General features: G+C 62.5%; 20 protein-coding genes. 11 read left to right on the plus strand and 9 right to left on the minus strand.

Annotated elements, in window-relative coordinates; all coding sequences use genetic code 11:
* Positions 1 to 158 precede the first annotated feature (158 nt).
* Positions 159 to 2648: a penicillin-binding protein 1A gene (locus AB5Y59_RS14725; protein WP_039039577.1), complete on the plus strand. Its 2490-nt coding sequence runs from the start codon at positions 159 to 161 to the stop codon at positions 2646 to 2648.
* Between the two features lie 68 nt (positions 2649 to 2716).
* On the opposite strand, the gene oxyR is transcribed toward AB5Y59_RS14725, so the two are convergent.
* From oxyR to AB5Y59_RS14740, 3 genes are all read right to left on the minus strand, one after another.
* Entirely contained in the window at positions 2717 to 3613 is an 897-nt protein-coding gene (oxyR, locus tag AB5Y59_RS14730; RefSeq protein ID WP_010673817.1) for a DNA-binding transcriptional regulator OxyR, read from the minus strand.
* A 129-nt stretch (positions 3614 to 3742) separates the two neighbouring features.
* The gene (locus AB5Y59_RS14735; RefSeq protein ID WP_368212235.1) at positions 3743 to 4387 is read right to left on the minus strand and encodes a DsbA family protein; all 645 of its coding nucleotides are present in this window, start codon (positions 4385 to 4387) and stop codon (positions 3743 to 3745) included.
* Positions 4388 to 4462: 75 nt separating this feature from the next.
* Positions 4463 to 5320 carry a Vmh family MBL fold metallo-hydrolase gene (locus tag AB5Y59_RS14740; RefSeq protein ID WP_368212237.1) on the minus strand — a complete coding sequence of 286 codons (858 nt, stop codon included), beginning with the start codon at positions 5318 to 5320 and terminating at the stop codon, positions 4463 to 4465.
* 120 nt (positions 5321 to 5440) lie between these two features.
* Between AB5Y59_RS14740 and AB5Y59_RS14745 the strand changes: the two genes are divergently transcribed.
* The gene (locus AB5Y59_RS14745; RefSeq protein ID WP_041215629.1) at positions 5441 to 6355 is read left to right on the plus strand and encodes a LysR family transcriptional regulator; all 915 of its coding nucleotides are present in this window, start codon (positions 5441 to 5443) and stop codon (positions 6353 to 6355) included.
* Positions 6356 to 6416: 61 nt separating this feature from the next.
* On the opposite strand, the gene AB5Y59_RS14750 is transcribed toward AB5Y59_RS14745, so the two are convergent.
* Together AB5Y59_RS14750 and AB5Y59_RS14755 are read right to left on the minus strand one after the other, a co-directional pair.
* On the minus strand, positions 6417 to 7199 hold the full coding sequence (locus AB5Y59_RS14750) for a BPSS1780 family membrane protein (protein WP_368212239.1): 783 nt from the start codon (positions 7197 to 7199) through the stop codon (positions 6417 to 6419).
* A gap of 40 nt (positions 7200 to 7239) precedes the next feature.
* Positions 7240 to 7554 carry a hypothetical protein gene (locus tag AB5Y59_RS14755; RefSeq protein ID WP_368212241.1) on the minus strand — a complete coding sequence of 105 codons (315 nt, stop codon included), beginning with the start codon at positions 7552 to 7554 and terminating at the stop codon, positions 7240 to 7242.
* 137 nt (positions 7555 to 7691) lie between these two features.
* On the opposite strand from AB5Y59_RS14755, the gene AB5Y59_RS14760 reads away from it, so the two are divergent.
* Positions 7692 to 8519: a M23 family metallopeptidase gene (locus AB5Y59_RS14760; protein ID WP_039039573.1), complete on the plus strand. Its 828-nt coding sequence runs from the start codon at positions 7692 to 7694 to the stop codon at positions 8517 to 8519.
* Positions 8520 to 8606: 87 nt separating this feature from the next.
* Here AB5Y59_RS14760 and AB5Y59_RS14765 read toward each other — a convergent pair whose 3' ends face one another.
* Positions 8607 to 9941: an MATE family efflux transporter gene (locus tag AB5Y59_RS14765; protein WP_368212243.1), complete on the minus strand. Its 1335-nt coding sequence runs from the start codon at positions 9939 to 9941 to the stop codon at positions 8607 to 8609.
* A 153-nt stretch (positions 9942 to 10094) separates the two neighbouring features.
* Here AB5Y59_RS14765 and mscM point away from each other — a divergent pair, with 153 nt between their 5' ends.
* From mscM to frdD, 7 genes are all read left to right on the plus strand, one after another.
* Positions 10095 to 13370 carry a miniconductance mechanosensitive channel MscM gene (gene mscM, locus AB5Y59_RS14770; RefSeq protein ID WP_045525588.1) on the plus strand — a complete coding sequence of 1092 codons (3276 nt, stop codon included), beginning with the start codon at positions 10095 to 10097 and terminating at the stop codon, positions 13368 to 13370.
* 29 nt (positions 13371 to 13399) lie between these two features.
* Complete coding sequence (locus AB5Y59_RS14775) at positions 13400 to 14077, plus strand: glycerophosphodiester phosphodiesterase (RefSeq protein ID WP_368212244.1); 678 nt, start codon at positions 13400 to 13402, stop codon at positions 14075 to 14077.
* Positions 14078 to 14233: 156 nt separating this feature from the next.
* Positions 14234 to 16111 (plus strand): methyl-accepting chemotaxis protein, encoded by a 1878-nt coding sequence (locus AB5Y59_RS14780; protein ID WP_010673807.1) that lies wholly within the window; start codon positions 14234 to 14236, stop codon positions 16109 to 16111.
* Between the two features lie 516 nt (positions 16112 to 16627).
* On the plus strand, positions 16628 to 18412 hold the full coding sequence (gene frdA, locus AB5Y59_RS14785; RefSeq protein ID WP_010673806.1) for a fumarate reductase (quinol) flavoprotein subunit: 1785 nt from the start codon (positions 16628 to 16630) through the stop codon (positions 18410 to 18412).
* Entirely contained in the window at positions 18405 to 19139 is a 735-nt protein-coding gene (locus AB5Y59_RS14790; RefSeq protein ID WP_042065016.1) for a succinate dehydrogenase/fumarate reductase iron-sulfur subunit, read from the plus strand. Before frdA ends, AB5Y59_RS14790 begins: the two co-directional genes overlap by 8 nt.
* Before the next feature lie 16 nt (positions 19140 to 19155).
* Positions 19156 to 19554 carry a fumarate reductase gene (locus tag AB5Y59_RS14795; RefSeq protein WP_049636550.1) on the plus strand — a complete coding sequence of 133 codons (399 nt, stop codon included), beginning with the start codon at positions 19156 to 19158 and terminating at the stop codon, positions 19552 to 19554.
* A gap of 112 nt (positions 19555 to 19666) precedes the next feature.
* Positions 19667 to 20023 (plus strand): fumarate reductase subunit FrdD, encoded by a 357-nt coding sequence (gene frdD / locus AB5Y59_RS14800; RefSeq protein WP_010673803.1) that lies wholly within the window; start codon positions 19667 to 19669, stop codon positions 20021 to 20023.
* 109 nt (positions 20024 to 20132) lie between these two features.
* Here the strand turns inward: frdD and AB5Y59_RS14805 are convergent, their stop codons facing one another.
* Positions 20133 to 20831, minus strand: coding sequence for a hydrolase (locus AB5Y59_RS14805; protein WP_368212246.1), 699 nt, complete (start codon positions 20829 to 20831; stop codon positions 20133 to 20135).
* A 93-nt stretch (positions 20832 to 20924) separates the two neighbouring features.
* On the opposite strand from AB5Y59_RS14805, the gene AB5Y59_RS14810 reads away from it, so the two are divergent.
* Positions 20925 to 21566 carry a TetR/AcrR family transcriptional regulator gene (locus AB5Y59_RS14810; protein WP_319892490.1) on the plus strand — a complete coding sequence of 214 codons (642 nt, stop codon included), beginning with the start codon at positions 20925 to 20927 and terminating at the stop codon, positions 21564 to 21566.
* 10 nt (positions 21567 to 21576) lie between these two features.
* On the opposite strand, the gene AB5Y59_RS14815 is transcribed toward AB5Y59_RS14810, so the two are convergent.
* Together AB5Y59_RS14815 and AB5Y59_RS14820 are read right to left on the minus strand one after the other, a co-directional pair.
* Positions 21577 to 22797: a winged helix-turn-helix domain-containing protein gene (locus AB5Y59_RS14815; RefSeq protein WP_223955683.1), complete on the minus strand. Its 1221-nt coding sequence runs from the start codon at positions 22795 to 22797 to the stop codon at positions 21577 to 21579.
* A 74-nt stretch (positions 22798 to 22871) separates the two neighbouring features.
* The gene (locus tag AB5Y59_RS14820) at positions 22872 to 23513 is read right to left on the minus strand and encodes a class I SAM-dependent methyltransferase (protein WP_279989865.1); all 642 of its coding nucleotides are present in this window, start codon (positions 23511 to 23513) and stop codon (positions 22872 to 22874) included.
* Positions 23514 to 23598 lie beyond the last annotated feature (85 nt).

Here is a 23598-nt window from a genome sequence, read left to right on the forward strand (position 1 = left end):
TTGATTGCGGCCCCCTTGGTAATTGTGCCCTAGAGTGCTACCCTCCCGCCTCTTCTCGGGGTCGCCTGTTTGCGGACAGGAAAACCTCGAATCCGCGAGGGTAAAAAGGCTATACTCTGCGCCCGTTGGCTAATTTTAAGACGATTGGTAGTTCTTCCATGCTGAAATGGCTCGTTCGCCTGTTTATTGTCATGATGCTGGGTGCTGTGCTGGGCGTTGCCAGCCTCATCGGCATCTACTTCTACATCAAGCCCCAGTTGCCGGACGTCAGCGCCCTGCGCGATGTCAAACTGGCTACCCCCATGAAGGTCTACAGCCGGGACGGGGAATTGATCTCCCAGTTTGGCGAAATTCGTCGCATCCCCCTGCGGCTGGACGAAATTCCCCAGTCCATGATCGATGCCGTACTCGCCACCGAAGATGCCCGCTTCTATGAGCACCCGGGCATTGACCCCATCGGCATCATCCGTGCCGCCACCGTCTGGGCCGTCTCCGGCCAGGCGCGTCAGGGCGCCAGTACCATTACCCAGCAGGTGGCCCGCAACTTCTTCCTGAGCAACGAGAAGACTCTTGTACGCAAGATCAAGGAAGTATTCCTCGCCTGGCGTATCGAGCAGAACCTCTCCAAGGACGAGATCCTCACCCTCTATCTCAACAAGATCCCCCTCGGCTACCGGGCATTCGGGGTCGGCGCGGCCGCCCAGGTCTACTTCGGCAAGGAGGTCAAGGATCTGACCCTGGACGAGATCGCCATCATCGCGGGTCTCCCCAAGGCCCCCTCCATGCTGAACCCGATCCGCTCCCCGGAGCGCGCCTTCGCTCGCCGCAACGTGGTACTGGGTCGCATGCTGGAAACCGGCAAGATCACCCAGGCCCAGTATGACGAAGCCTCCAAGATGCCGGTCAAGGCCCGTTTTCACGGTGCCGAAACTACGCTGAACGCCCCTTATCTGAGCGAGATGGTACGCCAGAAGATGGTGGAGCAGTTTGGTGAAGATGCCTACACCATGGGGCTGCACGTCTACACCACCGTCACCGCCAAGCGTCAGCGCGCCGCCCATCAAGCGCTGCTGGACGGTGTCTTCGACTACGACACCCGCCACGGCTACCGTGGCCCGACCGCCTTGCTGTGGAAAGCCGGTGAAACGGCCTGGGACTACGAGCAGATCATGGCCCATCTGGCCAAGCAGCCGACCTATCAGCCCCTGATGGCCGCCGTGGTCACCCAGCTCGGCGACAAGAGCGCCACCCTGGTGCTCAAGAATGGCAAACAGGCCGAACTGGGCTGGAATGGCATCAAGTGGGCGCGCGCCTTCATCACCGACGATCGCCAGGGTTTTGCCCCGAAATCGGCGCGGGATGTACTCAAAGTCGGCGCCCAGATCTGGGTCAGGGAGAAAGGGGAAGAGTTGCTGCTCTCCCAGATCCCCGACGTCAACGCCGCCCTGGTGGCCATGAACCCGCAAGACGGCGCCATCGAGGCCCTGGTCGGCGGCTTCAGCTTCGAGCTCTCCAAGTTCAACCGGGTCGATCAGGCCCGTCGTCAGGTCGGCTCCAACATCAAGCCTTTCCTCTATGCCACCGCGCTGGAGCAGGGCTATACCCTGGCGTCCCTCATCAACGATGCACCGATCAACCAGTGGGATCCTGCCAAGGGCCCCATGTGGCAGCCCAAGAACTCGCCCGCCATCTATGAAGGGCCGACCACCTTGCGCCTCGGTCTTGCCAAGTCCAAGAACGTGATGTCGGTCCGGCTGATGCGCGCCATCGGGCTGGATACCTATATCGACGGCCTGACCCGCTTCGGCTTCGCCCGTGATCACATTTCCGCCAACGAATCCCTGGCGCTGGGTGCGGCGGAGTTTACCCCGCTGGAAGTGGTGCGTGGCTACTCGGTGCTGGCCAATGGCGGCTTCCAGGTCACCCCCTACTTCATCACCGAAGTGACCGACAGCTTCGGCACTCCCCTCTTCGAGGCCAACCCGGCCGCCGCCTGCCGCGACTGCGGCGTGCTGGCCGCCGCCGGTCTCGACAGCGCGGATGCCTATGCCAATACCACGGCAGACTGGAAGGCCCAGTGCCCCATCGATCCTGTCGTGCCCAACAACATGGCACCGCAGACCATCAGTGCCCAGAGCGCCTTCCTCATCACCGACACCCTGACCACCGCCATCTGGGGTGGCAATGGCTGGCGTGGTACCGGCTGGCGGGCAGCCCGTGACCTCAAGCGTCACGACATCTCGGGCAAGACGGGGACCACCAACGAATCCCGGGATGCCTGGTTCTCCGGCTATACCCCGAATCTGGTGGCCACCTCCTGGATCGGTTTTGACAACCACCAGCGCGGTCTGGGCCGGGCCGAGTTTGGCGGCGGTGCCGCCCAGCCCATCTGGATTGACTTCATGAAGACGGCTCTGCACCAGGTGCCCGAGCGCAAGATGCCGGTCCCCGAAGGGATCATGCAGGTCCGCATCGATCGTGAAACCGGTCTGCTGACCAATCGCGCCGATGGCAGTACCACAGAAGAGTTCTTCAAAGAGGGCACAGAGCCCACCCGCTACGCGAGCCAGATCTCCGATGGCAACCAGGTGTATGGCGGTGACGATGCGACCACAGACGGTCCCGTCTCCACCGACGACATCTTCTAGGTCCCCCTGGAAACAACAAAACCGGCGCCCAGGCGCCGGTTTTGTTTCGGGATGACGAGCGGGCTGCGTCAGCCCAGCAGGGCTTTCATCAGACTCGAGATGCGGGCCGCCAGCTCATTGAAGCAGGGGCGGCGAACCGAGTAGTGACGATAGAGCAGGGAGATGGTGCGCCCCGGCACGGGGTTGATCACCGGGCGATAGCTGACGCCCCCCTCCTCCGGGTTGGCGGGCACGGCGAGCCTGGGCACCAGCGTCATGCCGCTGCCAGCGGCGACCATGTTGCGCAAGGTCTCCAGACTGGTACCCTTGAAGCGCTGATCCTCACCGATGCCCGCGGCAAAACAGAAACCCATCGCCTGATCCCGCAGGCAGTGACCGTCGGCCAGCATCAGCAATTTCTTGCCCTTGAGATTGTGCAGGGGCACCGCCTTGGCGCTCGCCTCCGGGTGATGCTGAGGCACGGCCAGCCACATGGGCTCCTGATAGAGGGGGATGGCGCCAAACCCCTCCATCCCTTCCAGCTCCGCCAGCACGAGGCAATCCAGCTCCCCCTCCTCCAGCCGCTTGAGCAGCACCTGGGTCTGATCTTCGTAGAGGTAGAACTCCAGCTTGGGGAAGTGTTCACGCAGATCCTGGATGATGTGGGGCAGCAGGTAGGGGCCCACGGTGGGAATGAAACCGATGTGGATCTCGCCGGACATGGGCTCGGCGAAGTGCTGGCCTATGCTCTTGAGCTCTCGCGCCTCTTTGAGCACCTTGCGCGCCTGACGGGCCATGGCATCGCCGGCGGGCGTGAACAGCACCTTGCGGGAGGTGCGCTCGATGAGGATCACTCCCAGTTCATCTTCCAGCTTGCGCAGCTGGCCACTCAGGGTCGGCTGGCTGACAAAGCAGCGCTCCGCCGCCTTGCGAAAGTGTTTCTCCTCTTCCAGCGCTACCAGATATTCGAGATCGCGAAGGTTCATAGGTACTGCATCCTGCCGTTCAATGAGGCCGATAGCATGCACAAGAACGGTGCGGGGGACAAGGGAGGCGCACAGACGGGTCTGCCCTCTCCCTCTCCTTTGACAAGCCGAAGGCGATGGGCGAGAGACTCACCCCATCAGTGACACGATGTGATCCGCGAACGCCGATGGCTCTCCCAGATAGGAGGAGACAGGCAGCGCAACGACGCGCTCCCCTTGCATCAATCCCAGGGTCGGGAACCCCTGCCCGCCGAGCCGGCGCAGCCACGCCTGGCTTGTGGCCAGATGGCCCACAAGATCGACCCGACCAAAGGCCAGGGCGAATGCTTCCGGTGTCAGCCCCTGCTCCCGCGCGAGCGCCGCCAGCCGCGTCGGGGAACCGACCCATTCCCCATCCCGGTAGTGGGTCTCCTGAATGCGGTGCAACAAGGCAAGGCCGTCGCCGCCAAGCTCGCTCACCGCCAGAACGGCGCGAATGGGCGGCTCGGAGTCAAGGAGCAGTGACTCGTTGAGCAGGAGCTCGTTGAAGTAGCGCTCACCAAAGCGCTGTCCGGTGAGGGCGTGGATGCGCTCGTCATGGGGGCGCACATAGTCCCGCAGGGGCTGGCCCATGGTCTGGCGCCTGGCGCCCATCCAGAGCCCCCCCCCATGCAGTTCGATGCGAAGGCCCGGGATCTCGGCAGCGGCTTTCAGCAGGGGGGCGGCGCCATAGCACCAGCCACAGAGGGGGTCATAGACATAATGGAGGGTTGTTTGCGCTTCGTTCATCATCATTCTCGCTTCAAGGCTGGATAAAAAACCGGGCACTCGGGCCCGGTAAAAAAACACAGGGAAGTAGGCGTCAGGGAGTTACCACTTCATCTCGCCAGTATTGACCTTGGCACCGATGGCCAGGCCATCGTCGACCGGCAGGGAGGGGTAAGCCTTCTTCAGCGCTTCAATCAGCTGGCCGGAGTGCTTGGCTTTGGCCAGCTCCTGCTCAAAACGCTGCACGTAGTCACGGGTGAAGGTCACGGCTTCGGTACCCTTGGGCGCAGTCCCCAGGAAGTGACCCGGCACCACACGCTCGGGTTTCAGGGCCAGCAGCTTGTTCAGCGCCTTGACCCAGTTGCTGCGAGCGGCCTTGGACTGGCTGTCCGCCATCCAGACGTGCACGCCGCTGTAGACCGGCACACCACCAAAGGCCGTCTTGATGGAAGGAGCCCAGAGGTAGGCATTCGAGGTGTTCATCTCTTTGATTTCAATCTTCTCGCCATCCAGCGTCAGGTGGCTGGCCGTCATCACTTGCGGCACGGTCAGGCTCTTGGGTGCATCCTTGCCCAGGATCGGGCCCCAGTAGCTCAGCTTGGCATCCTTGGTCTGCTTGATATGGTCGACCACATGCTGGTCGGCCAGCACTTTGACATCCGGGAACGCCGCCATGACGGGTTCCAGACCGAAGTAGAAGTCGGGGTCACCGGCACTGATATAGACAGTGGTCAGCTTCTTGCCGCTCTTCTTGATCATGTCCACCAGCGCCTGACCATGTTGCACGTCGAACTGGGCATCGATCAGGATGGCCTCTTTGTCACCGGCTACCAGTGAGGAGGAGACGGGGAAGATGGCCTTCTCGCCGGGGTTGTAGACGGTCACGGTCAGGGGGGCCGCCAGGGCGGAACCCGTCATCAGGAGGCTGGTCAGGGTCAGGGTACGCAGTGTGTTGTTCATCAGATAACGCTCATCGGTGTGGATTAATGGAATGAGCGCAGTTTATTGCATCACCATCGATACAAATACCGCATAATAGGCGCATCACTGTTGCACAAATCGAGCATATAGGGGCACAAGATGGATAGGCTGACCGCATTGCGGGTCTTCGTCTGCGTGGTGGAACAGGGCAGCCTGAGCGGCGCCGGGGAGAAACTGGAGATGTCCCGCGCCATGGTGTCGCGCTACCTGGCCGAGCTGGAACGCTGGATGGGGGCCAGATTGCTGCACCGCACCACCCGCCGGCTGAGCCTGACCGGGCCGGGAGAAGAGGCGCTGAACCGGGCCAGAGCCATGCTGGCCCTGGGGGAAGAGATGGAGCACCTGGCCATCCGCCATGACGAGGCCCCCAAGGGGCAACTGCGCATCACCAGCAGCTACTCTCTCTCCGAAGCCCTGCTGGTCGGGGCGGCGAACGACTACCTGGCCCGTTACCCCGGCACGGCGATCGACATCCTGCTGCTGGACCGGACGGTCAATCTGGTGGAGGAGCGAATCGATCTCGCCCTGCGCATCACCAACGACCTCGATCCCAACCTGGTGGCCCGCAGGCTCGGCACCTGCCACTCGGTGGTGTGCGCCAGCCCCGCCTACCTGGCCCGCCATGCTCCGCCGCAGCAGGTACAGGACCTGGCACTGCACAACTGCCTCACCTACACCTATTTCGGCAAGAGCCTGTGGGAGTTTCTGGGGCCCGATGGTCCCGAATCCGTCCCGGTGAGCGGCAACCTCAGCGCCAACATCTCCAACCTGCTGCTGGCCGCCACCCTGGACGGGGCGGGGATCAGCCTGCAACCCGCCTACTCGGTTCACCCCCATCTGGCAAGCGGCGCCCTGGTCCCCCTGCTCACCCCCTGGCAGCCCAAGCGCCTCGGCGTCTATGCCGTTTATGGCACCCGCAAACAGATGTCCCCCCTGCTGCGCAGCTTCCTCGACTTTCTCGTGGAGCGGATGGCGGACGATCCCCTGTGGCAGGAAGCCCCTCCCTCTCTCTGATCCCTGCTAGCCGCACAAAAAAGGGGCCTCGCGGCCCCTCTTTGCTCCATCCTGTGCCCGGTCAGGCTTCGAAACCGAATGCCTTGACCGGGGTCTCTCCCTCCTCGGCCTCCTGATCCTCCAGATAGATGTCGTGATAGGCGGCATAGATGGAGTAGTTGATGGCAGGCAGCACCACCAGCAGGCCCACCAGCATCAGGAGTGCGCCAAAGAAGATCAGCACGGCCCCGAGCAGCCCCCACCAGAGGAAGGGCCACATGTTGCGCAGACATCCCTTGAAGCTGAGCCTGGCTGCCTGCCAGACCCCGACCTGATGGAAGAGGATAAGGGCGGGGGCGAAGGTGATGGCCATCAGCACGGGAACGAACAGTGCCAATCCCACCAGGGCGCAGACGAGGAAGCCCTGTGCCTGCTCCGGGGTCAGCGCCAGGGAGCCCGGATCCGCGGACAACAGGCCGGTGAGTCCCCACTGGTGCAGCAGGAACACGCAGATCATCAGGATCCCCATGATGAGGCCGAGCACCATCAGGCCCCCCAGCATCAAGGGGGTCAACCGATGGCGGAAACCGGCAAAGAAGTCGCCAAATTGCAGCGCCTCGCCATGGTGACCCCGCCGCGCCACCGCCACCCAGCCAGCCCCCCACACCATGTAGAGCAACTGGGAGATCAAGCCCCCCGCCGGCAGCTGATCCAGCACGATGCCTACCACAAACCAGAGCACTATCATGGCCACGCTGGCACCCATCCCCTTGTTGAAGATGTCGAATCCGGTGCGGATCCAGATCCAGCCCTGTCCTATGCCATAGCGTTTGGGTTCGTGGCGCAGGGCCCTGTCACTGTTCATCATTGACCTCGTCGAAAAATAGGGGCGAAGCGGCGTCTCCTCAGGGCACGCTCACCGTTACCATGATGGTGCCGGTGTAGGGGCCGGTGCGTACTACCTGGCCCGGCAGCCGGGTCGGGTAGAGCCTCACCTTGTAGTCGGTGGCCTGGGTCGCCGCCGAGTAGGGTACCGCGATGGCGGTATCGAATGGAATAGGGGTCAGGGCACCTGTCCGGCCATGCCCACCGCGACCCGGCCTGGCTGGTGGTGAAGCTGTTGTCGCTCGCGAGCGCCCCCAAGATGCGGTAGCGCAGCGGCCCCTGCTCAGGCTGGCAAGGTCGAAGGGAAGGCGGGCACCCGCAACCAGAGCATTCACCTCGCTGCAATGGCGTGTCCGTTGCGTCCTTCTGGGCCGCAGCCGATGAGTTTATCGGCCACGGTTGACGGACAGCACCGCCAGAATGTGGCATCATCTCCCCCCTCTTGCTTTCCCCCTGATCCGATGGAGCCATCATGCGCCGCCTCTTCTTTCTTCTCCTGCTGCTCGGCAGCCCTGCGCTTCACGCCGAACCGGGGTTTATCAGCCGCCTGCTCAACCACCCGGTGCCGGGGGGCGTGGCCGTGGTACCACTGGGAAGCGGGGCCAAGGCGCCCGCAGTGCGCTATCAGGACAAGCCTGTGCTGGTGGTACAGGAAGACGGGAAGACGTGGATCGCCATCGTCGGCATCCCGCTCAAGAGCGCACCCGGCCCCCATCAGGTGACCACCAGCGATGGCCGCACCTTGAGTTTCACGGTCGGCACCAAGCACTACCGTGAGCAGCACATCAAGCTCAAGAACAGCCGCCAGGTCAATCCGCTGGCCGAAGACATGACCCGCATCAACCGGGAGCTTGCCGAACAGACCCGCGCCTACCAGACCTTCAGCCCGGCTCAGCCGAGCAACCTGCTGTTTGACAAGCCGGTCCAGGGCCCGCTCTCCAGCCCCTTCGGGCTGCGCCGCTTCTTCAACGGCGAGGAGCGCAACCCCCACTCCGGCCTCGACTTCGCGGTCGGAGCCGGCACTCCCATCAAGGCACCAGCCGCTGGCAAGGTCATCCTCATCGGCAACTACTTCTTCAACGGCAATACGGTGTTCGTCGACCACGGCCAGGGCCTCATCAGCATGTTCTGTCACATGTCGAAGGTGGACGTGAAGCTGGGCCAGAGCCTGCCCCGCGGCGGCATCGTCGGCCGGGTCGGCGCCACCGGCCGCGCCACCGGTCCCCACATGCACTGGAACGTCAGCCTCAACGACGCCCGCGTCGACCCCGCCATCTTTATCGGCGCCTTCAAGCCCTGAGGCCGGCGACCTGCCGCCCACAGGCAGGGGCACTCAAAATGAAAAAGGCAGCCAAGGCTGCCTTTTTCATGGACGCATGACCACATCTCAGGCAGCGCTGTGCTGGCGCCCCTCCCTGTTCATCGCCCGCCACATCATCAGGACCAGCAGAGTGCTGCAAGTGGGCAGCGCCAGCCAGACACCGGCCACTCCCCACAGGGAGGAGAAGCCCCACAGGAAACCGCCGATCAGCACCAGCTTGCCGCCGGTGAGCAGGGAAGCGATGCGGGCCCGGTTGATGGCCTGGAAATAGGTGGCCCCCACCAGCAGCAAGCCTTCCATGGGCAGTCCCCAGAAGTAGAGCCAGATACCGAGGCTGGCCACCGGCAACAGGGCAGCATTGTCCCCCGCAAACAGATAAACCACTGCCTCCGGCCACAGATACAGCGGGATCATCCCGCACAGTGCCACCGCCATGGTCACTCCCAATGCCAGGTTGCGTACCCGCAGCACCCGTGCCCAGTTGCCCGCCCCGGCATTGAAGCTGGCGATAGGCTGGATGCCCATGGCGATCCCCTCGAAGATGAGATAGAAGAAGGCCTCGCTGTAGCTGATGACCCCATAGGCGGCCACGTGCAGCGAAGTGCCCACCGAGAGCAGCGCCTTGTTGTGCAGCGCCAGCACCACCGAGAGGTAGAGGTACATCAGAAAACTCGACACCCCGAGTCGCAGCGTCTCCCCCATCAGCCGCCAGTCGGGCACCAGGGTGTCCCAGCGAATGCGCAACTGGCTGCGGGGGGTGAAGAAGTGCCACAGGCACAGGCCCCCGGTGACCGCCTGGGAGAGCATGGTCGCGATGGCGGCCCCCGCCAGCCCCCAGGGGATCACCGCCATCAGCAGGTAGTCGAGCAGCACGTTGAGCACGCCGCCCCCCACCAGGATCCAGGTGGTGAGGCCGGGTCGCCCGTCGTTGCGCAGCAGGGCGGTAAAGGCCATGGAGAGCACCGCGAACACCCCGAGCCAGGCGTACCACTGCAGATAGGCAAAGCCTGCGTCGAAGATGACCCCCTGCGCCCCCATCCAGACAAGCATGGCCTCGCCGTAACGAATGCCAATGAAGGCGAGCAGCGCGGAGGCGATGAGCACCATCACCAGGGCATTGCCGACGATGTGGCGCGCCCTGGCCTGCTCCCCCTTGCCCAGATAGAAGGAGGCCAGCGACGAGGATCCCATGCCGATCAGGGCACCCACCGCGTAGAGCACGGCGCAGATGGGGTACGCCAGCATCATGCCGGCCAGCCCGTCCTGGCCCAGGATATGGCCGACGAAGATGCCGTCTATGGTGACATAGATGCCGGTGACCAGCATGGCGGCCACCGTGGGGGTGACGTAACGCAAGAAGAGGCGGGAAAGGGGGGCCGTGCCCAGATCGACGGAGGACATAAATTGCTCAATGAAGGGGAACGGCCAGAATAATAGCCAAACAAGACCCGGATCACCCGTTATTTGTGCCGTGGATCATTCATCTTGAGGGCTTTACCCGCCCCGGCCCCTGCTTTAGGCTAGGGCGACTTCTCCTGAACGGAAACGTGCGCCATGTTGCAACGCCTGCTCTGTCTGATGCTCTGTCTCAGCCTGTTCCCCTTCTCCGCTGTCCAGGCTGATGATGCCATCACTCAGGTAGAGGAGCTGCTGCAAAGCATCCCCAAGACGGATACCCCGGAAAACCAGCAACTGCGGGAGAGCTACCAGCAGGCGCTGCAATATGCCCGGGATGCCCAGCGCTACCGGGAACAGGGCAAGGCCTACCAGCAGATCCTCATCGACTACCCAAAGGAGTCCGCCCGTCTCAAGGAGGGGCTGCACAACTATCAGCCCCAGTCCCGCCCGTCCCTCTCCTCCCTCAAGGAGGATGCCCTGCGCCAGGCCATCAGCCTGAGCAGCAACCGCCAGCTCAACCTGCGCAAGGAGCGTCAGGCGGTGACCGACAGCCTCAACCAGCTTGAGAGCACGGGCCAGGAGTATCACCTGCGGGTCGACGAGTTGCGCAAGCAGTTGCTCCAGACCCGCTCCCTGCTCGATCGCCTGAGCTTCAGCAACGAGTCGGACAGGTTGCAGGAGGCCCAGCAACTGGCCACCCGACTCAAAGAGCAGAGCCTCTCCGACCGGATCCAGATGCTGGAGCTGGAGCAGCTCTCCGCCCAGCAGCGCAACGATCTGGGCAAGCTCAAGCTGCAGGAGCTCAACCTCGCCATCACCGACGAGGATGAGTGGCAGACCAGTCTGCTTGCCCAGCAGAACCAGCTGCGCCGGGACAAGACCGAGCAGGCCCTGGCCGAGAGCGAACGCCTGCGCCGCCAGCTCACCTCTGACCTCCCCCTCTTGCAGGAGCAACAGCAGCAAAACCAGGCCCTCTCCCTCCAACTGGGGGCTCTCGAGGACCAGATTGAACGGGTGCAGGACGAGCAACGGGGGGTGGACACCTCCCTCTCCGGGCTCAACGAGCTGGTCAATTCGGTGCGCGAACAGCTGGAGTGGTTGCAGATAAGCAACGCCTACGGCGAGAACCTGCGCAGCAAGCTGGCCGATCTGCCCGCCTACTTCCCGCTGGAGCGGCTGGAGTCCGCCATCGTCAAGGCGCGTATGGCCAAATACCAGTACGAGACCGAGCAGGATGCCCTGAAGGATCCGGTCCAGCTGCGCAACAGCCTGCTCAGTGGAGACGGCATCACCCTGGACAGGGCCCAGCGCGCCGTGCTGGACAACCTGCTCAAGGCAAGGCGGCAACTGCTGACCCGGCTCAACGATGCCTCCGACACCCTCATTCAGGAGCAGACCCGCCTCAAGCTGCTCTACAGCCGTCAGAACAGCAAGATCGACGAGATCCGCGAACTCAGCGCCAGCCATCTGTTCTGGATGCCGGACGTGCGCCCCCTGAGCCCGGCGGTGCTGCTCGGCGTCCCGGCCGCCCTCGGCCTTGCCTTCAACCCGGCCAACTGGCTGCAACTGCCCAGGGCCATCGCCGAGAACAACCCCCTGAGCCTGACCCTGGCTGGCCTCGGGCTGCTGGGGCTGGCCTGGTGCTGGCTGAAACTGGCCCGCCACCTCATTCAATACAGCCAGTACATTGCCCCGCGCATCGGCAAGGTAACCCAGGACAAGTTCAGCCTCACCAGCCGGTTGCTGGTGCGCTCCGTGCTCGCCGCCCTGCCGCTGCCCGCCATGGTGCTCATGGTGCACGGCCTGCTGGACGGCGCCTGGCAATATCCCTTCGCGGTGGCGGTGGCCCGGGGCCTGGGTGAAATCTGGTTCCTGCTGCTGGCCCTGCTGGTGGCGCGCCACCTCACCCTGGAGAAGGGGATCCTCATCCTCCACTTCCGCTGGCAAAAGGAGCGGGTGCAGCGAGTGTGGGGACAGTTTCGTACCCTGCTGCTGGTGCTGATCCCGAGCTTCTTCGTACAGGGCATGGCGAGCAGCTATCAGGAGCACGCCTTCTACGACTCCCTGGGACGCCTCGCCTTCATCATCGGGGCCCTCTGGCTGCTGCTCTTCTTTGCCCGCCTCAACCGGGAAAAACTGCCCCTCACCTGGGGTCAGGCAGACATGACCAAGCCCCATCTGCTGCACCACTTCATCTGGAACAGCCTGATGCTGGCCCCGCTGCTGGCTGTGTTGGGCGCCCTGTTCGGCTACTTCTACACCTCCCGCACCCTGCTGCGCCAGCTGGAGCTGAGCCTGCTGGCGGGGCTCGGCTGCCTGCTCGTCTACTATCTGGCCCACCGCTGGATGCTGATCCAGCGCCGCCGACTCGCCTTCGATCGCGCCAAGCAGAAGCGGGCCGAGATCCTGGCGCAGCGGGAGCGGGAAGAGGACGATCTCAGCTCCGAGATCCCCGATGTGGTGGAGGAGCCCGAACTGGATCTGGATACCATCAGCGCCCAGTCCCTCGGCCTGGTGCGCACCCTGCTGATGCTGGGCTTCACCATGCTGGTGGTGGTGCAATGGTCGGATCTCAACTCGGCATTCAGCTTCCTCAGCAGCATCGAGGTGTGGCAGGTGAGCAGCAAGGTGGCCGGCATCGAGCAGCTCTCCGCCATCACCCTGCAGGATCTGATGCTGACCGTCTTCGCCTTCATCCTGACGGTGGTCACCGCCCGCAACCTGCCAGGGTTGATGGAGCTCACCCTGCTCCAGCACCTGAGCCTCTCCCCCGGCACCGGCTTCGCCCTCACCACGGTGAGCAAGTACCTGGTACTGCTGATTGGCGCTCTCACCGGCTTCTCCATGCTCGGCATCGACTGGTCCAAGACCCAGTGGCTGGTGGCGGCACTCTCCGTGGGGCTGGGCTTCGGGTTGCAGGAGATCTTCGCCAACTTCGTCTCCGGCCTCATCATCCTGTTCGAAAAACCGATCCGCCTGGGTGACACCGTCACCATCCGGGATCTCACCGGCACCGTCACCAAGATCAAGACCCGCGCCACCACCATAGTGGACTGGGACAGGAAGGAGATCATCGTCCCCAACAAGGCCTTCATCACCGAGCAGTTCATCAACTGGTCCCTGTCCGATGCCATCACCCGGGTCCGCTTGCGCATTCGCATCGGCCTGACCCAGAATCCCAAGCAGGTACAGCAACTGCTGGAGCAGAGCGTGCGCGAGTCCACCCTGGTGCTGGATACGCCCGCCCCGGAGGTGTTCCTCATCGAGTTCACCGACTCGGCCCTCATCTACGAGATCCGGCTCTACGTCAACAACATGGATCACCGGATGCCCATTACACACGAGGTGCATTCCCTGATCCTGGAGAAACTCGGCCAGGTCGGCATGCATCTGCCACATCAGCAGATCGACATCCGGATGAGCCGGGGATGAAGCCCCCAAAGACGACAACAGGAGCCATCATGCAGATCATTGCCCATCGCGGTGCCAGCGGCCTAGCCCCGGAGAATACCCTCAAGGCGATGAGCCTGGCGCTGGATCTGGGTGCCAAAGCCATCGAACTGGACGTGCAGTGGGCCGACGGAGAGCTCTGGGTCTTCCACGACCGGCGGCTGGAGCGCTGCACCAACGGCCAGGGTGTGCTGACCGGGCAATCCCGGGAGTACCTGGCGAGCCTGGATGCGGGGGACGGGAAGCGGATCCCGACCCTGTGGCAGGTGATGGCACTGGTGGCGGGGCGCTGCGAACTGCACATCGAGCTAAAGGGCGCCCACACCGCCGAGCCGGTGGCCGCCCTGACCAGGCGGGCCGAGGCCGAGCTTGGCTTTACCCAGGCGCACTGGATCGTTTCCTCCTTTCATCATCCCGAGCTGTTACGCTTCAAGGGACTGCGACCGGAAATCAGGATCGGCGCCCTCACGGCCAGCCTGCCCCTCGACGGCGCCGCCTTCGCCGAGACGCTGGGGGCCTGGTCACTGAACTGCGACGTGGATTTCGTCGACGAGACCCTGGTGGCGGATGCCCATCGCCGGGGGCTCAAGATCCTGGTCTATACAGTCGACGAAGTGAGTGATGGGATCGCCCTCGCCAGCATGGGTGTCGATGGCATCTTCACCAACCGGCCAGATCGATTCAGCTGAGTATCGGCGCGCCCTGGCAGGCCACAAGGAGGTGAAAAGAATTGAAAAAATGCGGTGCACCGGGATACATAAAGTCCATAGCCAGCCGATACAGAGTTGGCTCATAACAATAACAAACACCATGGATCTCTGACTGACGCTCACAAGGATGTAAACATGAACCTATCCATCAAGAACAAGCTGGTCCTCTCCATCGGGGCCATCATTCTGGTCATCACCGGCCTGCAGGTCTGGTACAACACCTCCCAGTTGCGCAGTGAAACCCAGCGGCTGATCTGGAGCTTCATCGACGACAGCTCGGTCGCCAACGTCAAGGGGATCTCCCGCTGGCTCGACGCCCGCATCAATCTCGTCACCGCCACCAAGGAAGCCTTCGCCAAGGAAGACGAGCCCCTCAGCCACCTGGCCCAGTCCATGAATGCGGGCAACTTCGATCTCGTCTACGTGGGCACCAAGGATGGCCGGATGATCCAGAGCAAGCCGACCGATCTGCCGGCCGGCTATGATCCGCGCCAGCGCCCCTGGTACAAAGACGCCATGGCCGCCGGCAAGCTCGCCATCACGGCTCCCTATGCCGACATCACCACGGGCCAGCTCATCATCACCATCGCCGAGCCCTTCAGTCGCGGCAACACCGACGGCGTCATCGCCGGTGACGTCTCCATCGACGGCCTGGTGAAAGACGTGCTCGCCATGAACTCGGAAGGCACCTATGCCATTCTGGTGGACAGCAACGGCACCATCATCGCCCACCCGGACAAGGATCTGACCCTCAAACCCGCCACCGCCATCTCCCCGGAACTGACGGCAGCCAAGGTCAACGAGCTGGCCCATGACAACACCATCTCCGAGATGGATATCAGCGGCAAGGCGAGCGTGTTCGACCTCACCGAGATCCCCAACACCAACTGGTATTTCGGCATCGTGGTGGACGAAGCGGTCGCCTACCAGTCCGTCTCCCGCATGGTCACCTCCGCCCTCATCCAGGGATTGCTGACCATCCTCATCGTGGCGGGCTTCTCCTATGTCGCCATCAACGGCTCCCTGGCGCCGCTGAAAACCCTGGGCGAGGCAATTGCCGATCTCTCCCGCGGCAACGGCGATCTCACCCGTCGCATCAAGATCGAGCGTGAAGACGAGGTCGGTACCGTCGCCAAGCACGTCAACACCTTCATCGAGCGCATCCACGTCATGGTGCAGGACATCTCCAACTCCTCCACCCAGCTCAACCAGCAGGCCAGGTCTTCCCACGACATGGCGGAGAAATCCAACCAGGGGCTGGCCCGCCAGCAAAACGAGATCTCCCAGATTGCGACCGCAGTACACGAGATGTCCGCCACCGCCGTCGAAGTGGCCAGCAACGCCGAGCAGACCGCGGAAGCGGCCCGCAGCTCCTCCAGCAGTTGCGAGCACGGCAAGCAGGTGATTGCCCGCAACCAGCGCTCCATCACGGATCTCGCCACCCAGGTCAAGCAGGCCTCCGGCATCATTCAGGAACTGGAGAAGAACGCCCAGGAAATCAACACCATCCTCTCCACCATCCAGGGCATCGCCGAGCAGACCAACCTGCTGGCGCTCAACGCCGCCATCGAGGCCGCCCGGGCTGGCGAGCAGGGACGCGGCTTTGCCGTGGTGGCCGACGAGGTGCGGGTGCTTTCCCAGCGCACCCACAGCTCCACCGTCGAGATCCGCAGCATGATCGAGACCCTGCAGCGCAACACCCAGGGCGCCGTCAGTACCATGCACGAGGGTCAGTTGCTGGCCCAGAACAGCGTGGAAGATGCCAACGATGCGACCCAGGCGCTGGAGCAGATCACCACCTCCATCAACCAGATCTCCGACATGGCGACCCAGATCTCCAGCGCCGCCGAGGAACAGCGTGCCGTCACCGACGAGGTGAGCCGCAACATCCAGGCGGTCAAGGATGTCTCGGACGAGCTGGCAGTGGATGCGGACAGCTCCCGCAATCTGTCGGCCCAGCTTAAAAATATTTCAGGTGAATTGAATAATCAGGTCGGCATGTTCCGCATCTGATCGACCATGGGAAGAAAGGGGCCGTTCAGGCCCCTTTTTTTTATAAACCCTTTTTGTTTCAACGGTTATAATCCCCTTTCGAGACCCTCAACCCTGTGATCGACATCTCCTTTTGCCCATGTGTGGGAGACGGGCCCAATCTGTCATGGCTATATTCGCATTACTTTTTTGATGCCTAACCTCGATATGTCATCGTGATAATAGTTATCATTAAACTGTTTTGATAAAAAACTTAAAAACTTTATGGGCAATACCCAAAAAGAGAGGCATTTCTCATTTTTTTGAAAGAAAACTACGTATAATCTTGGAGTTAAAATCACCAGAGTAGCGAGTACGGCTGATCCAGATCACTGATGGATGGCGATAATGACGGCATTTTCATCCAAGGAATGGGGTGGTTGTAATAAAAATCACCGTTGCCAAGCACTAAAACAAAGCAGTTTGACTTGCATCAAGCCTGAATTTTTTTCATAGAGCAAAATCGTGCCCAGCAAATCTATCCCTAAGGAGGCAGATGTGGATATTATCAAGACCGATGTTGCCATCATCGGTGCCGGTGGCGGTGGCCTGCGTGCCGCAATCGCCATTGCAGAAGCCCACCCGGAGCTGGAAATCGCCCTGATTTCCAAGGTCTATCCGATGCGCAGCCACACAGTGGCCGCCGAAGGTGGCGCCGCAGGCGTCGTCCGTGATGACGACTCCCTGGAAAACCACTTCAACGACACCGTCTCCGGTGGTGACTGGTTGTGTGAGCAGGACGTGGTCGAGTACTTCGTCAACAACGCCACCAACGAGATGATCCAGCTGGAGCACTGGGGTTGCCCCTGGAGCCGCAAACCGGACGGCAAGGCCAACGTTCGCCGTTTCGGCGGGATGAAGATCCCCCGCACCTGGTTCGCCGCCGACAAGTCCGGCTTCCACATCCTGCACACCCTGTTCCAGACCTCCATCAAGTACCCGACCATCAAGCGCTTCGACGAGCACTTCTGTCTGGATCTCATCGTGGAAGATGGCCGCGTCCAGGGTGTCGTCACCTTTGACATCCAGAACGGCATCACCCGCTTCATCCAGGCCAAGTCCGTGGTGCTGGCCACCGGCGGCGCAGGTCGTGTCTATCGCTACAACACCAACGGCGGCATCGTCACCGGTGACGGCATGGCCCTGGCCTACCGCCACGGCGTACCGCTGCGGGACATGGAGTTCGTCCAGTATCACCCGACCGGTCTGCCGGGCACCGGCATCCTGATGACCGAAGGTTGTCGTGGTGAGGGTGGCATCCTGCTCAACAAGGATGGCTATCGCTACCTGCAAGATTACGGTCTGGGCCCGGAAACCCCGGTCGGCCAGCCGAAGAACAAGCACATGGAGCTGGGTCCGCGCGACCGTCTCTCCCAGGCCTTCTGGCAGGAGCAGCAAAAAGGCCGCGTGATCCAGGGCCCCATGGGCGACGTGGTTCACCTCGACCTGCGCCACCTTGGCGAGAAGTACCTGAAAGAGCGTCTGCCCTTCATCTGCGAACTGGCCAAGGCCTATGTGGGTGTGGATCCGGTAAAAGAGCCGATTCCGGTACGTCCGACCGCCCACTACACCATGGGTGGCATCGAAACCGACGGCAAGTGCGCCACTCGTCTGGCCGGTCTCTATGCCGCTGGCGAATGTGCCTCCGTCGGTCTGCACGGCGCCAACCGTCTGGGTTCCAACTCCCTGTCCGAGATCGTGGTCTTCGGCAAGGTGGCCGGTGAGCAGGCAGCCGAGTTTGCCGCCACCCAGCAACACGGCAACACCCAGGCGCTGGTCGCCAAGGCCGAGGCGCTCATCAAGCAGCACCTCTCCCTGCTGGACATCGACGGCACCGAAAACCCGGCGGATATCCGCAACGAACTGGGCATGTCCATGGAAGCCGGTGTCGGTATCTACCGTACCGAAGAGCTGATGCAGGGCACCATCGACAAGATCAACGAGCTGAAAGCCCGTTACAAGAAGATCAAGATCAACGACAAGTCCTCGGTCTTCAACACCGACCTGCTGTACGCCATCGAGCTGGGCTACATGCTGGACGTGGCGGAAGCCATGGCGCACTCCGCCATCAACCGCAAAGAGTCCCGCGGTTCCCACCAGCGTCTGGACGGTTACGAGGAGCGCGATGACGTCAACTTCCTCAAGCACACTCTCTCCTTCTACAACGGCGAAGGGGCCCCGACCATCGACTATTCCGATGTGAAGATCACTAAATCCCAACCGGCCAAGCGCGTGTACGGTTCCGAGGGTGAGAAACAAGACGAGGCTAAGAAGAATGGCTGAGATGATCGAAATTGAAATCCTGCGCTACCGTCCCGAGCAGGATAACGAGCCCTGGATGCAGACCTTCCAGGTGCCCTACCTCAAAGAGATGTCCCTGCTGGATGCGCTGCAATACATCAAGGATCATCTGGACTCCACCTTGAGCTTCCGCTGGTCCTGCCGGATGGCGATCTGCGGCTCCTGCGGCATGATGGTCAACGGCATTCCGAAACTCGGTTGCAAGACCTTCCTGCGGGATTACCTGCCGGGCAAGATGACCATAGAGCCCCTCAACAACTTCCCGATCGAGCGCGATCTCGTGGTCGACATGTCCGACTTCATCGAGAAGCTGGAGAGCATCAAGCCCTACATCATCCCGTCCGAGCCGCGCAGCCTGTGCGACGGCGAGTACACCCAGACGCCGGCTGACATGGCGAAGTATCACCAGTTCTCCATGTGCATCAACTGCGGTCTGTGCTACGCGGCCTGCCCGCAATATGGCATCAACAAGAAGTTCACCGGTCCGGCAGCACTGGCGCTGGCCTATCGCTACAACGCCGACAACCGCGACAGCGCGTCCAGGGAGCGGATGAAGATCATCAGCCAGGACGAAGGCGTCTGGGGCTGTACCTTCGTGGGCTACTGCTCCGAAGTGTGCCCGAAAGGCGTGGATCCGGCCGCCGCCATCCAGCTTGGCAAGGTCGAGAGCGCCAAGGACTACATGATCGCCATGTTCAAGCCGGATTGAGACCAGGAGTGAGACCATGAACAACACCCAAAGCAAACGTAAGCCTTACGTGCGCGAGATGAAGAAAGACTGGTGGCTGAAGAATGCCTTCTACACCGGTTACATGATCCGCGAAGGCACCAGCATCTTCGTCTCCATCTACGCCGTCGTGCTGATGTGGGGTCTGCTGCGCCTGGTACAGGGTCAGGAGGCATTCAACGGCTGGCTGGAATCCCTGCAGAGCCCCATTGCCATTCTGTTCCACGTCATCGCCCTGGCAGCCTGCCTGTTCCACGCCAAGACCTGGTTCGCACTGGCCCCGAAAGCCATGCGCATCTTCCGTGGCGAAGACCTGGTGCCGGAGAAGCCGATCGTCATCGCCCAGTATGTGGCGCTGGCGGCGGTATCCCTGCTTGTCCTGATCATCGTGGCCTGAGGAGAAAACCATAAGACGTTCTGACGAACCCGGTTATTGGTGTCTGTTTGGTACCGGGCTCTCACTCAGAAACGTTGGCCACGATCACTCAATCATGATTTGAGGAAAAAATATGAGACGTTCTGACGAGCCAATTTACTGGGGTCTGTTTGGTGCGGGTGGCATGGTGGTTGCCATGCTGCTGCCGGTCATTGTCCTCATCACAGGTCTGCTGGTGCCCATGGGCATCATGGACGTGGAGACCATGAGCTACGAGCGCGTGCTGGCATTCGCCAGCTCCTGGTGGGGTGCCTGCATCCTGCTGGTGATCATCGCCCTGCCCGTCTGGCACGGCATGCACCGCATCTACCACGGCCTGCATGATCTGGGGATCCACACCACCAAGCTGCACCACTATGTGTTCTATGGCTTCGCCTTCCTGGTGTCCGCCATCACCGTCGGCCTGCTGATGGTACTGGTGCTCCAGTAAGCACATCCTGACTGCATAACAAACCGGGCCCAGTGCCCGGTTTTTTTATGACCATCTTCCGCGGCTCATCTCCATCCGGCAGCTGGCCTGCGCACTCGTTCGGCATCCTTCACCAGAGCCTCGGTGCCGGCTCACGACCGTTTTCCGCGTAGTAGAGCGACGGCAGAAACTGCGCCAGATAGCTGAATTCGCTGTAGCAGTGGCGCATCAGGTTGAAGCCTATCTCGTCCGGCACCTCGTCAAGCGGATTGGTGCAGGCCTTGCCCAGCAGGAAGCGGCTGCGCAGCACACAGCCGTATGGGGTATCGCGCGCCAGGTGCAGCATCTCGCCATCCAGCGGCGCCCCCTGCTCATCCAGCGCCACCTCGTCGCCAAAGCCGATACGGGCGCAGATGGCGGCAGAGAGAGCCTGCGTCTCCCGCGCCTCCTGCAGCGGCTGCGGGGCAAACACCTCTTCGGCACCGTGGAACTTGAGGCGAGCTGCCACCGGCGGCAGCTCGGCAAGCCACTCCACCGCCTCTATGCTGGCTCCCACGAAGCGCTCCCCTTTTTTCCAGTGATGATCCCAGCCCCGGTGCTCGACATGATCGTGGGGGTGCCACCACCTGATGTGCTGGGTCGTTTCGAAGAAGGTGAACCACCAATCCAGCATGCGCCCCTTGCAGCCGTGCAGATCGGTGCGGATGGCGACCGTCAGCAGGCCGTCGGTGCTGCGAGTCAGACCCATTTCCAGGCGCAGCGGCTGCGGCCTGAGCAACTCGTTGATGTCATTGACGCCCCAGGGGGCAAACAACGGGGAAGTATCCATGATGAGACTCCAATAAATTACGAAACGAAATTCGTTTCCTAATTTAAGCTATGCCTGTATGCTGGGTCTGTCAATGCTTTACAGGAGCCAATCATGTCACAGCAAACCGATGAAGAGACACGCTCACGAGGCCGTCCGGTCACCCCGGAAGCCGACCTGCGCGCCGCCCTTGCCGAAGCGACGCTGACCTTGTTGCTCAAGGGGGGCTACAGCGCTGCGACCGTGGATGCGGTGGCCAAAGAGGCGGGGGTTGCCAAGAAGACCCTCTACCGCTTCGCCGCCAATCGCGACGAGCTGGTAGCGCAGGCGGTGCGCAGCTGGACCGATGCCTTCCAGCCGGCCTTCGAGCAGGATGCAACCCACCCCGAGGCACTGGGAGAGATGCTGGAGCAGGGCTTGCAGGCGATTGCAGATCAGGTGCTGAGCGCACCGGCGGTGGGCATGTTCCGGCTACTGCAACATGAATTCGCGGGGCGGGATACCCTGCTGGCGGCCTATCAGGAGAACGGCATTGCCCGCGGCAGAGCTACGCTGGCGGCGTGGCTACAGCGCCAGCAGCAACTGGGCTGGCTGCACGAGCTGGACGCCGCCCAGACCAGCGATCTGCTGCTGGCGATGACCATGGCGGAGCCGCTGCGCCAGATGGCGCTCGGCTTGCTGGCGCCGGGCAGCGACATTCGCGAGCGCATCACCGCGGCCGTTGCGCTGGTGCTGCCCGGCTTGATGCGAGGGTAGGCGTCCTTCCTCAGCGTGCCACCTCCTGCCATTGAGCCAACAAGGGAGCAGGAACGTTGCCATAACGCAGCAGCGGGGTCTGGTGCCACTGCGCCAGCTTCTGGATGGCCTTGCCCAGATCCTGGGCCAGGGTCCGGGTCACCCTGACCCCGTCTTCCAGATAGAGGCTCTTGACCTCAAACACCCCCTCCTTGCGATGGGCCTTGGCGTCCATCCTGCCCACCAGCTTGCCGCGATGCAGCAACGGCAGCACGAAATAACCGTACTGGCGCTTGGGGGCCGGGGTATAGCACTCGATGCGATAGTCAAAGCCAAACAACTCGCTGGCCCGCTTGCGATCCCACACCAGCGGGTCAAAGGGCGAGAGCACGGCGGTGTGGCTCGCCTTGAGGGAGCCCGCCTGGGCCCGGACCAGTTCATCGGCCAGGGAGGCGTGAACGAAGGCTCCGTGCTGCCACCCCTCCACTCGTACCGGCAACAGCTCCCCCTCGTCCGCCAGCTGGTGGAGCAGGGCGTCGTATTTCCCCCGTTTAAGGCGATAGTAATCCGCCACCCAGCCGGTCTTGACCAGCCCCAGCGCCCGGCAACTGGCTCGCACCATGTCCCGCCGGGCGAGATCAGGACTCGGCAGATCCCGCTCGTCATTCCACTCCGGCATGACCCGCTCGGCGAGATCGTAGACCCGCTGGAAATTGCGCCGTTCGCGCACCATCAGCTGGCCTGCGGTAAACAGCACCTCCAGGTGGCGCTTTTCGGGCTTCCAGTCCCACCAGCCGTTGCCCTTGTCCCCCTTGCGCTCGAAGTCTGCCGCCCGCACCGGGCCATCCTGGCGAATGCGCTCCACTATCTGCGCTATCTCGCCGCCGTGGGTCTTGAGCCACTGGGCGGAGAACTTCCAGCCCATGGCGGCGGGATCCAGCATGCGATGGCGCAGCAGCCGGTAATCTTCCCGGGGGACGAAACAGGCCTCGTGGGCCCAGTATTCGAAAAGATCACCATCGGCCAGCAGTTGTTCCAGCCAGCGCGGATCGTAGTGGCCAAGGCGGCTGAACAGCACCAGATAGGGGCTGCGGGCCACCACGGAGATGGTGTCTATCTGCAGCAACGCCATACGGCGAATGCAGGCGAGCAGGTCGGCGGGGGTTGCTCTGGCGCGGCGCGGGGTCAGCAGCCCCTGGGCCGCCAGTTGCAGGTGGCGGGCGTCTTGCAATGAGAGGTGGGGGATCGACATGGAGATAGGCGCATCCGTTCCTGAGTATCAGGCCACCAGCATGCCCAACTCATGGCCAAATGAAAACGCCCGGCTCAGGGTTTGGTGAACAGCGCCACATCCGCATGAGGAAACTCGACCGCTGCCTGCCAGCGGACCGCCAGGGCACGGAATGAGGCCTCGGCGAAGAAGACGATGTGGGTGGGATCGTGGCGATAGCGCCAGGTCTTGAAGCGCTCGTCCCCCAGCACCCGCTGGGTCTGCAACACCAGCACCCCGCCGGGCTTGAGACAGCCCCAGAGCGTGTCCAGCACGGCGCGGGGGGTGGCGATGTGCTCTATCACCTCGGTGCTGGTGATGAAGTCGTATTGCCTTGTCAGGCACTCTGGGTCGTCGGCATAGAACTTGTCGTAGCCCGCCATCTCGAAGCCCGCCTCCCGCCCCATGGCGATGAGGGCAGGCCCGGGGCCGCAGCCAAAATCGAGGCCGCTGGCAGGAGGCGACACCCGGGCCAGCACCTCGCCAAAGGCACGCATCAGAAAGGCCCGGTAGCGGGGATCGTCCACCCGGTTGTCGTGCCCGTCATAGACCGCCTTCTCGGCTCCCTCGTCCAGGTGGTCCGCCTCGTCCATCCAGACCAGCTCGCACGCCAGGCAGCGGTAATAGCCCTTGCCCGCCACCGGCAGGGCATGGTGCCGAGGGGAGAGACACAGGGGACAGTGAACAGGGGATGACATGGCAGCTCCTCGGGTGGCGACAGCGGGGCAGATTGCCTGCCACGCCCGCTGCTGGCAACTGTTTTGTCTGGAGCCCCCATCGACC

The sequence above is a fragment of the Aeromonas sp. s10 genome, assembly GCF_040907975.1.
Lineage (GTDB): Bacteria > Pseudomonadota > Gammaproteobacteria > Enterobacterales > Aeromonadaceae > Aeromonas > Aeromonas caviae.

Bases quoted from the DNA above. Each gene is read 5' to 3' on its own strand.
- AB5Y59_RS14795 (WP_049636550.1), top strand. From the start codon at position 19,156: ATGAACAACACCCAAAGCAAACGTAAGCCTTACGTGCGCGAGATGAAG.
- AB5Y59_RS14740 (WP_368212237.1), bottom strand. From the start codon at position 5,320: ATGAACAACACACTGCGTACCCTGACCCTGACCAGCCTCCTGATGACG.
- AB5Y59_RS14735 (WP_368212235.1), bottom strand. From the start codon at position 4,387: ATGATGATGAACGAAGCGCAAACAACCCTCCATTATGTCTATGACCCC.
- AB5Y59_RS14750 (WP_368212239.1), bottom strand. From the start codon at position 7,199: ATGAACAGTGACAGGGCCCTGCGCCACGAACCCAAACGCTATGGCATA.
- AB5Y59_RS14760 (WP_039039573.1), top strand. From the start codon at position 7,692: ATGCGCCGCCTCTTCTTTCTTCTCCTGCTGCTCGGCAGCCCTGCGCTT.
- AB5Y59_RS14775 (WP_368212244.1), top strand. From the start codon at position 13,400: ATGCAGATCATTGCCCATCGCGGTGCCAGCGGCCTAGCCCCGGAGAAT.
- frdD (WP_010673803.1), top strand. From the start codon at position 19,667: ATGAGACGTTCTGACGAGCCAATTTACTGGGGTCTGTTTGGTGCGGGT.
- AB5Y59_RS14780 (WP_010673807.1), top strand. From the start codon at position 14,234: ATGAACCTATCCATCAAGAACAAGCTGGTCCTCTCCATCGGGGCCATC.
- AB5Y59_RS14810 (WP_319892490.1), top strand. From the start codon at position 20,925: ATGTCACAGCAAACCGATGAAGAGACACGCTCACGAGGCCGTCCGGTC.
- oxyR (WP_010673817.1), bottom strand. From the start codon at position 3,613: ATGAACCTTCGCGATCTCGAATATCTGGTAGCGCTGGAAGAGGAGAAA.
- AB5Y59_RS14790 (WP_042065016.1), top strand. From the start codon at position 18,405: ATGGCTGAGATGATCGAAATTGAAATCCTGCGCTACCGTCCCGAGCAG.
- AB5Y59_RS14725 (WP_039039577.1), top strand. From the start codon at position 159: ATGCTGAAATGGCTCGTTCGCCTGTTTATTGTCATGATGCTGGGTGCT.
- AB5Y59_RS14815 (WP_223955683.1), bottom strand. From the start codon at position 22,797: ATGTCGATCCCCCACCTCTCATTGCAAGACGCCCGCCACCTGCAACTG.
- mscM (WP_045525588.1), top strand. From the start codon at position 10,095: ATGTTGCAACGCCTGCTCTGTCTGATGCTCTGTCTCAGCCTGTTCCCC.
- AB5Y59_RS14745 (WP_041215629.1), top strand. From the start codon at position 5,441: ATGGATAGGCTGACCGCATTGCGGGTCTTCGTCTGCGTGGTGGAACAG.
- AB5Y59_RS14820 (WP_279989865.1), bottom strand. From the start codon at position 23,513: ATGTCATCCCCTGTTCACTGTCCCCTGTGTCTCTCCCCTCGGCACCAT.
- AB5Y59_RS14805 (WP_368212246.1), bottom strand. From the start codon at position 20,831: ATGGATACTTCCCCGTTGTTTGCCCCCTGGGGCGTCAATGACATCAAC.
- AB5Y59_RS14765 (WP_368212243.1), bottom strand. From the start codon at position 9,941: ATGTCCTCCGTCGATCTGGGCACGGCCCCCCTTTCCCGCCTCTTCTTG.